This window comes from Bradyrhizobium sp., assembly GCF_017881085.1.
GTDB lineage: Bacteria > Pseudomonadota > Alphaproteobacteria > Rhizobiales > Xanthobacteraceae > Bradyrhizobium.
In genome coordinates this window covers 1-7,985 of record NZ_JADGRI010000260.1, presented here as the reverse complement: position 1 = coordinate 7,985, position 7,985 = coordinate 1, and the positions used below count along the sequence as shown (strand labels likewise).

Annotated in this window: 7 protein-coding genes; 3 read left to right on the top strand and 4 right to left on the bottom strand. The window is 64.8% G+C overall.

The features are described 5' to 3' along the window. Nucleotides 1-33 precede the first annotated feature (33 nt). From QZ213_RS21055 to QZ213_RS21045, 3 genes are all read right to left on the bottom strand, one after another. Nucleotides 34-981, bottom strand: a complete 948-nt coding sequence (locus QZ213_RS21055; RefSeq protein WP_291688026.1) for a branched-chain amino acid ABC transporter permease — start codon at nucleotides 979-981, stop codon at nucleotides 34-36. After that, on the bottom strand, nucleotides 978-1,895 hold the full coding sequence (locus QZ213_RS21050; RefSeq protein ID WP_291688025.1) for a branched-chain amino acid ABC transporter permease: 918 nt from the start codon (nucleotides 1,893-1,895) through the stop codon (nucleotides 978-980). Before QZ213_RS21050 ends, QZ213_RS21055 begins: the two co-directional genes overlap by 4 nt. Before the next feature lie 105 nt (nucleotides 1,896-2,000). After that, nucleotides 2,001-3,170: an ABC transporter substrate-binding protein gene (locus tag QZ213_RS21045; protein WP_291688024.1), complete on the bottom strand. Its 1,170-nt coding sequence runs from the start codon at nucleotides 3,168-3,170 to the stop codon at nucleotides 2,001-2,003. A gap of 386 nt (nucleotides 3,171-3,556) precedes the next feature. Between QZ213_RS21045 and QZ213_RS21040 the strand changes: the two genes are divergently transcribed. From QZ213_RS21040 to atzF, 3 genes are all read left to right on the top strand, one after another. Then, nucleotides 3,557-3,796, top strand: coding sequence for a hypothetical protein (locus QZ213_RS21040; protein ID WP_291688023.1), 240 nt, complete (start codon nucleotides 3,557-3,559; stop codon nucleotides 3,794-3,796). Nucleotides 3,797-4,002: 206 nt separating this feature from the next. Further along, a complete protein-coding gene (locus QZ213_RS21035; protein ID WP_291688027.1) occupies nucleotides 4,003-5,328 on the top strand; it encodes an NAD(P)/FAD-dependent oxidoreductase in 1,326 nt (441 codons plus the stop codon). Nucleotides 5,329-5,578: 250 nt separating this feature from the next. Further along, nucleotides 5,579-7,378 (top strand): allophanate hydrolase, encoded by a 1,800-nt coding sequence (atzF, locus tag QZ213_RS21030; protein WP_291688022.1) that lies wholly within the window; start codon nucleotides 5,579-5,581, stop codon nucleotides 7,376-7,378. A 75-nt stretch (nucleotides 7,379-7,453) separates the two neighbouring features. Here the strand turns inward: atzF and QZ213_RS21025 are convergent. Further along, nucleotides 7,454-7,985: GntR family transcriptional regulator (locus tag QZ213_RS21025; RefSeq protein WP_291688021.1), on the bottom strand; the 532-nt coding region annotated here is incomplete at its 5' end.

Here is a 7,985-nt window from a genome sequence, read left to right as displayed (position 1 = left end):
CGCCGCACCAGTTTTTCCACGCGGAGCAAGGGTTCAGCCACGATTGAACCTCCCCAGCAATCCGTCGATGCCGCCGCGCCCGAACAGCACGATCAGCAGCAACAGCGGACCCAGGATCATCGCCCAGTATTCGGTGACTTGCGACAGGAACTCTTCCAGCAGCAGATAGACGATCGCCCCGATCACCGGGCCGAACAGCGAGCCCATGCCGCCGAGGATCACCATCACCATGAGATCGCCGGAGCGCGTCCAGTACATCACGGCCGGGCTGACGAAGTCGGTATTGTTGGCGAGCAGCGCGCCGGCCAGGCCGCAGATGGTGCCGGCAATGACGAAACAGACGAGCCGGTAGCGCGTGGCGGGGAAGCCGATCGCCTGCATCCGCGCTTCGTTGGAGCGCAGGCCCCGCACCACCATGCCGAACCGCGAATTGACGATGCGCCAGATCAGATAGAGCCCGCCGAACAGGCAGAAGAGGCAGAGATAATAGAACTGCACGCGGTTCGAAAGGTTGATGAGGCCGCCAAAATCGCTGCGCTTGTAGATGGTGAGACCGTCGTCGCCGCCGTAGCGGGCGAGCCCGGAGGCGACGTAATAGGCCATCTGCGCGAATGCCAGCGTGATCATGATGAAATAAACGCCGCGGGTGCGCAAGGAGAGCGCGCCGATCACCAGCGCGAACAAGGCGGAAGCCAACAGCGCGACCGGCCATTGAACAAAGCCGGAGCCGACGCCCTCGGCGGCGAGTATGCCGACCGCATAGCCGCCGATCCCGAGATAGGCGGCGTGCCCAAAACTCATCATCCCGCCATAGCCCATGATGAGATTGAGGCTGGCGGCGGCGAGCGCGAAGATCACGATGCGGGTGAACAGCGTCAGCGCGAACACATTGCCGCTCAGCGAGGTATAGAGCGGCAGCAGCAAGAGGCCGGCGACGACAAGTGCCGCGACCGCGGCGCGGACATTGAACCAAGCTTTCATCGACGGTTGGCCGGAAACAGCCCCTCCGGCCGCACCACCAGCACGATCGCCATCACGAGATAGATCAGCATCGAGGAGAGCGCGGGCGCCGCGGTGGAAGCGGCGGCCGAACTCAGGACCTGGCGCAACAAATCGGGCAGGAAGGCGCGGCCGAGCGTATCGATCATGCCGACGAAGATCGCGGCCAGGAAGGCGCCGCGGATCGAACCGATGCCGCCGATTACGATGATGACGAAGGCCAGAATCAGGATGTTCTCGCCCATGCCGATCTGAACGGTGAGGATCGGCGCCTGCATCAGCCCGGCGAGGCCGGCCAGCGCCGCACCCAGCCCGAACACCAGCGTGTAGAGCAGCTTGATGTTGATGCCGAGCGCCCCGATCATTTCCCGGTTCGAGGCGCCGGCGCGGATCAGCATGCCGAGCCGGGTCCGCATCACCACGATGTAGAGCAACAGCGCCACCACCAGCGCGACCACGATGATCGCGAGACGATAGGCCGGATAATGGATGCCGGGCAGGATCGGGACCGGCACCGTCAGCCAGGCCGGCAGAGGCAGCGCGAGGCCCGCCGGACCCCAGATCAGCCGCACCGCGTCATTGAAGAACAGGATCAACCCGAAGGTCGCCAGCACATGGTCGAGATGGTCGCGGCCGTAGAGATGCCGCAGCGCCACGAATTCCAGGGCGATGCCGAGCAGCAAGGTCGCGCCCAGCGCCAGCAGCACGCCGAGGATGAAATTGCCGGTCCACGCCACGAAGGTGGCGGCGAAATACGCGCCCATCATGTAGAGCGAGCCGTGCGCCAGATTGACGAAGTCCATGATGCCGAACACCAGCGTCAGTCCCGCCGCCAGCAGAAACAGCAGCAGACCAAACTGCAATCCGTTCAGGAATTGTTCGACGACAAGCAGCATGGACGCTCTAGGTCGCTCTCTAAGACATCGGGCTGCAAAACACCTGCCGAAAGGAAAACAGCGGCTGCGCGCGAGCGCCGCCGCTGTATTTGACAGACCCCGCGATCACTTCATCGGGCATTTGTCGTGGAAGCTGTCCTGGCTGTCCTTGACGATGGTGGCGACGGTTTTCAGCGAGAGCTGGTCGCCGTCCTTGACCACGTCCTGCAGGTAGAAGTTCTGGATCGGAATGTGGTTGTTGCCGTATTTGAAGGAGCCGCGGAGCGACTTGAAATCGGCCTTCTCCATCGCCGCCTTCATCGCATCCTTCTTGCTGGTGTCGCCCTTCACGGCGACCACCGCGCTGTTGATCAACTGCGCGGCGTCATAGGCCTGCGCGCCGTAATAGGTCGGGCGCAGATTCGGATATTTCTTGCGGTAGTCGGCGACGAACTTCTTGTTCTGCTCGTTCGGCAGATCGTTCACCCACTCCTGCGCGCCGGGCACACCGATCGCATTGTCCTTCTGCAAGGGCAGCGACAATTCGTCGATGGTGAACGCCGTATAGAGCGGCATCTGCTCCTTGAGCCCGGCCTGCGCATATTGATTGAGGAACTGCACGCCGGCAGCGCCCGGATAGAACACAAAGATCGATGCCGCGCCGGACGCGCGCGCCTTCGACAGCTCGGCCGAGAAGTCGAGCTGGCTCGGCCACACCGTATATTCCTCGCCCTTGATCTCGCCCTTGAAGGTGCTCTTGACGCCGGCCAGCATGTCCTTGCCGGCCGCATAGTTCGGGCCGATCAGGAACACCGACTTGACGCCCTTCTGGTTCATGTAGAGGCCCATGGCCGCGGGCGTCTGGTCGTTCTGCCAGGAGGTCGAGAACACGTAAGGCGAGCACAAATCGCCGGCGAGCTGCGAGGGCCCGGCGTTGGCCGAGATCAGGAAGGTCTGGGAATCGACCGCGGTCTTCAGCGAGGCGAGCAGCACGTTCGACCAGATATAGCCGGCGATGAAATCCACCTTGTCGGACTGCACCAGCTTCTCGGTCTTCTGCTTGCCGACGTCCGGCTTCTGTCCGTCGTCCTCGTAGATCACCTCGACTGGTTTGCCGCCCATCTTGCGGCCCAGATGATCGAGCGCGAGCTCGAACGAATTTCGCATGTCGTTGCCGATCACTGCGGTCGGGCCGCTGAACGTCGAGACAAACCCGATCTTGATGGTATCTCCCGCCGAAGCGGGGCTCGCCAGCGCGAGTGCCATCGCGCCCGCCAGCCAAAATGATTTCTTCATACGTCTCCCCTCCTCATTATCCAACCGATCCGGTTGAGCCGGCCGATCCCTCTTCATGGGAGCGCAGCCAACGCCGTTCGTTGTCCGGCTTACCGGTGTTGTGCGCAAAATCCGAAGCCCACAGCAAGCCCGAACCGAAGGCTCCGCCTTAGAACCTTCGGCCCGGCGCAACCCTTCATGCACCATAATTCGTATGAATTGGCGATGGCAAGAATTATAATTCCAGCCCGCCGCGCAAGCGACCGCGCCGCGAATTCGCAACGGGCAGAACGCCTTCCATCCGAAGATGCAGGAAACGGCGCTTATCGGCCATTGGTGGCGCTGCCGGGCTTTATGGCCGCTTAACGCATTGCCTCCAGACTCCACGCCTGTGGTGGAGAGGTTTGATGCTGATCAGCGATAAAGTCGCGCGGACGAAATGGTGCCCCTTCGTGCGCATCGACAACAACAACCGGCTTCACAATTCGCTGACCGACGGATTTGCGAACTCGGAGAAGATGTATCACTGCATCGGCAGCGACTGCATGGGCTGGCGCCAATTCCACCTCACTCACTACAAGGGCAGCGAGGAAAACCTGCAGGGCCACGGCTATTGCGGTCACGCGGGCAAGATCGAACTCGATTAGACGCGCGCGTGCCGCGCGTGCGCGGCCGGAACCGCGGATCGTCGCAAGGCCTGCCGGCAAATCATTTCGACCGCGCGAGCAGGCCCGTTGCCGGCGATAGGCTTTCGCTATCGTTCGATTGCAAAATCGGCCTTGGACCGGGACCGCTAAACGCCTACATCAACCAGGGGTAAGGGGAAGTCCGACAACCGAAGGCTGCCGACATGATGACGGAAGCGCCGCGTTCGCCAAAGCCCCATCGTGTCGTGATCGTCGGCGCCGGCTTCGGCGGACTGGAGACGACCCACCGGCTTGCCGGCGCCCCGGTCTCGATCACGCTGCTCGACCGCCGCAACCATCATCTGTTCCAGCCACTGTTGTATCAGGTCGCCACCGCGTCGCTGGCGACCTCGGAGATCGCCTGGCCGATCCGCTATCTGCTGCGCGGCCGCCACGAGGTCACGACGCTGTTCGCCACGGTGAGCGGCGTCGACGCGGCAAACAAGCGCGTGCTGCTCGATGACGGCGATACGCTGCCCTATGACACCCTCGTTCTCGCCACCGGCGCGCGGCACGCCTATTTCGGCCACGACGAATGGGAGCCGTTCGCGCCGGGCCTGAAGACGCTGGAGGACGCCACCACGCTGCGGCGGCGCATTCTCGTTGCCTTCGAACGCGCCGAGCGCGAGAGCGATCCGGAGCGGCGCGCGGCGCTTCTGACTTTCGTCATTGTCGGCGCCGGCCCGACCGGCGTCGAACTCGCTGGCACCATCACCGAACTGGCGCGGGACACGCTGCCGCCCGACTTCCGCAACATCGACACCCAGAAGGCGCGCGTCGTGCTGATCGAGGCGGGGCCCCGCGTGCTGGCGGGCTTTCCCGACGATCTCTCGGCCTACGCGCAACGCTCGCTGGAGGGTCTCGGCGTCGAAGTCGTGCTGGGACAGCCGGTCACCGAATGCTCCGCCGACGGCGTGGTGTATGGCGGCAAGAGCCTGCAGGCAAAAACCCTGATCTGGGCCGCCGGTGTGCGCGCCTCGCCGGCCGCCGAATGGCTCGGCGCGCCGGCCGACCGGGCCGGCCGCCTGCAGGTCAACCCCGACCTCACCGTTCCCGGCCATCCCGATATTTTTGCGATCGGCGATACGATCGCCGTCGCCGGCCCCGATGGAAAGCCGGTGCCGGGCATAGCACCCGCCGCCAAGCAGCAGGGCCGCTACGTCGCCGCGGCGATCAAGGCGCGGCTGCGCGGCGAGACGCCCGCGCCGTTCCGATACAAGCATTCCGGCAGCCTGGCGCAGATCGGCAAGCGCAAGGCGGTGATCGATTTCGGCCGCTTCAAACTGCACGGCGCGATTGCCTGGTGGATCTGGGGCATCGCGCACATCTATTTCCTGATCGGCCTGCGCAACCGGCTCAGCGTCGCGCTCAGCTGGCTATGGATCCACGCCCGCGACCAGCGTGCTGCGCGGCTGATCACGCAAGGCTCCAGCAAGGTGGTCGGCGCGATTCCGACAACTGACCCTGCTTACAAAATAAGCAAACCCGATTGAGCGACTTGGCCGGCGCACCATCATCGGCGCCCGGGAATCCGGGTCAAGCTTATGATAACATGCGCCGATTTTGACGATTGGACATCACCTCGCGGATGTACACAATGGCACACCGCTTGCTTCGATGGGGAAGGCTTTTCGCCTCTCTGGAGTGCATTCAGTTGGACGAACCTCTATCCAGCCTTCCCGCCACCGGTTCGGAGAAGCCCGTTGTCACATCCGAAATGCTCACAACGGGTCGGGGCCGCGCGTGACTGAAACCGTCGCTGCGATCCTTGCTGCGCACCGCGCAGGCCAACTGTCGCCCGCGCAAACCGTGGCGCGCAGCTATCAGCGGATTCGCGATCACAACGATCCCGCCATCTTCATCAGCCTGCGCGAGGAAAAACACGCGCTGGCGGAAGCCGAAACGCTCGCCGCGACGAAAGACGCGGCGCGGCTTCCGCTGTACGGCATTCCCGTTGCGGTGAAGGACAACATCGACGTCGCGGGCCTGCCCACCACCTCGGCCTGCCCGGCCTTCGCCTACACGCCAGCACGCGACGCCACCTCGGTGGCGCGGCTGCGCGCGGCCGGCGCCATCATGATCGGCAAGACCAATCTCGACCAGTTCGCGACTGGGCTCGTCGGCGTGCGCTCGCCCTACGGCATTCCGATCAATCCCCTGCGCGCCGATCTGATTCCGGGCGGCTCGAGCTCAGGCTCGGCGGTCGCGGTCTCGACCGGGCTGGTGCCGCTGGCGCTCGGCACCGATACCGCAGGAAGCGGGCGCGTGCCAGCGATGCTCAACAACATCGTCGGGCTGAAGCCGAGCCTGGGGCTGATCTCGACCGCAGGGCTCGTGCCGGCCTGCCGGACGCTGGATTGCGTTTCGGTATTCTCGCTCACCGTCGACGACGCCGTAACGGCCTTGTCGGCGATGGCCGGGCCCGATTCCGCCGACCCCTATTCGCGCGACCGGCCGCTGGCGCAGCTTGGCGCATTTCCGGCCCATCTCCGGCTGGGCGTCCCGCGCAGCGGCCAGTTGATCTTCTTCGGCGACAAGGCGGCGGAGGCTGCCTTTGATGACGCGCTGAAGCGCTGGACCGCGCTCGGCGCCACGCTGGTCGAGTTCGATCTCGAACCGCTCTATGAAACCGCCCGGCTGCTTTATGAAGGACCGTGGGTGGCGGAACGTTATCTGGTGATCCGCGATCTCCTGGCGTCGTCGCCGGACGCGATCCATCCGGTGACGCGCGAGATCACCATCGCAGGCAGTAGGCTTTCCGCGGCCGACACATTTGCCGCGCTGTACCGGCTGCAGGGCTTGCGCAAGACCGCCGAGCGCGCCTTCGCCGACATCGACGCGCTGGTGCTGCCGACGGCGCCCACCGTGTACTCGACCGCGCAGGTGCTGGCCAATCCGATCGAACTCAATTCCCGGCTCGGCACCTACACCAATTTTGTCAATCTGCTCGACCTCTGCGGGCTCGCATTGCCGGCGGCGATGCGCAGCGACGATATCCCGTTCGGCATTACGCTGCTCGCACCCGCGGGGCAGGATGCGCAGCTCGCGAGCATCGGCCGCGTCTTCCATGCCGGTACCAAACTGCCGATGGGCGCGCGAAATCTGCCGCAGCCTCCGCTTCCGCCGTTGCCTGCGGGCGTCAGCGGCGATGAGATCGCGATCGCGGTGGTCGGCGCGCATCTAAGCGGCATGGCGCTGAACGGCGAATTGAAGGCGCTCGGCGGACGCTTGCTGGAGGCCGCCCAAACCGCGGCGGATTACAGGCTCTATGCGCTCAAGACCGCGCCGCCGAAGCCCGGCATGCTGCGTGTGGAGGTGGGAACGGGATCGTCGATCGAGCTCGAGATCTGGGCGCTGCCGGCGGCGGCATTTGGACAATTCGTCGCCGCGGTCCCGCCGCCGCTGTCGATCGGCACCGTGCGCCTTGCCGACGGCCGCGGCGTCAAGGGCTTCATTGTCGAAGCCGCCGACGTCGCCGGCGCCCGCGAGATTTCGGCCTTCGGCGGCTGGCGCGCCTTCGTCACGGAGGCCGCGGCGGGGTGACAAGCGGCGAATAGGGAGTGGCGAGTAGCGATGAAAAATTCCCCGCTCGCTATTCGCTACTCCCTATTCGCCTGCTTACACCGACACCGCGTAAATCTCGTACTCGTCGCGCACCAGCTCGATATGGGCGCGCATCGCGGCCGCGGCACCGACCTTGTCGCCGCGCAGGATCGCTACGACAACACGATCGTGCTCGGCATGCGATTTCGCCAGCCGTCCGAGATTGCGGAACTGGGCGCGGCGGAACGGCTGCACCCGCACGCGGGTCGCCAGCGTGATCTCGGCGATATAGGTGTTCTGCGACCCGGCATAGATCGTGTTGTGAAAGCGCTCGTTGACTTCATGGAACCGGTCCGGATTGCCGGCGTAACTCAGCACCCGCAATTCCTCATGAACCGCCTCCAGCCGCTGGCGCTCGGTCGGCGGCATCCGTTCCGCGGCGAGGCCGGCGCAGATCGCCTCGAGTTCCGCCATCGCCTCGAACATCCCGGTCAGCCGTTCGATCGAGGGCCGCGCCACCACCGCGCCGCGATGCGCCCGGGCGTCGACCAGGCCGGAGGCCACGAGCTGCCGCAATGCCTCCCGCACCGGCGTGCGCGACACCTTG

What these genes read in the sequence shown, in the direction of transcription:
- QZ213_RS21055 (WP_291688026.1), bottom strand. Translation starts at nt 981, where the DNA reads ATGAAAGCTTGGTTCAATGTCCGCGCCGCGGTCGCGGCACTTGTCGTC.
- QZ213_RS21050 (WP_291688025.1), bottom strand. Translation starts at nt 1,895, where the DNA reads ATGCTGCTTGTCGTCGAACAATTCCTGAACGGATTGCAGTTTGGTCTG.
- QZ213_RS21045 (WP_291688024.1), bottom strand. Translation starts at nt 3,170, where the DNA reads ATGAAGAAATCATTTTGGCTGGCGGGCGCGATGGCACTCGCGCTGGCG.
- QZ213_RS21040 (WP_291688023.1), top strand. Translation starts at nt 3,557, where the DNA reads ATGCTGATCAGCGATAAAGTCGCGCGGACGAAATGGTGCCCCTTCGTG.
- QZ213_RS21035 (WP_291688027.1), top strand. Translation starts at nt 4,003, where the DNA reads ATGACGGAAGCGCCGCGTTCGCCAAAGCCCCATCGTGTCGTGATCGTC.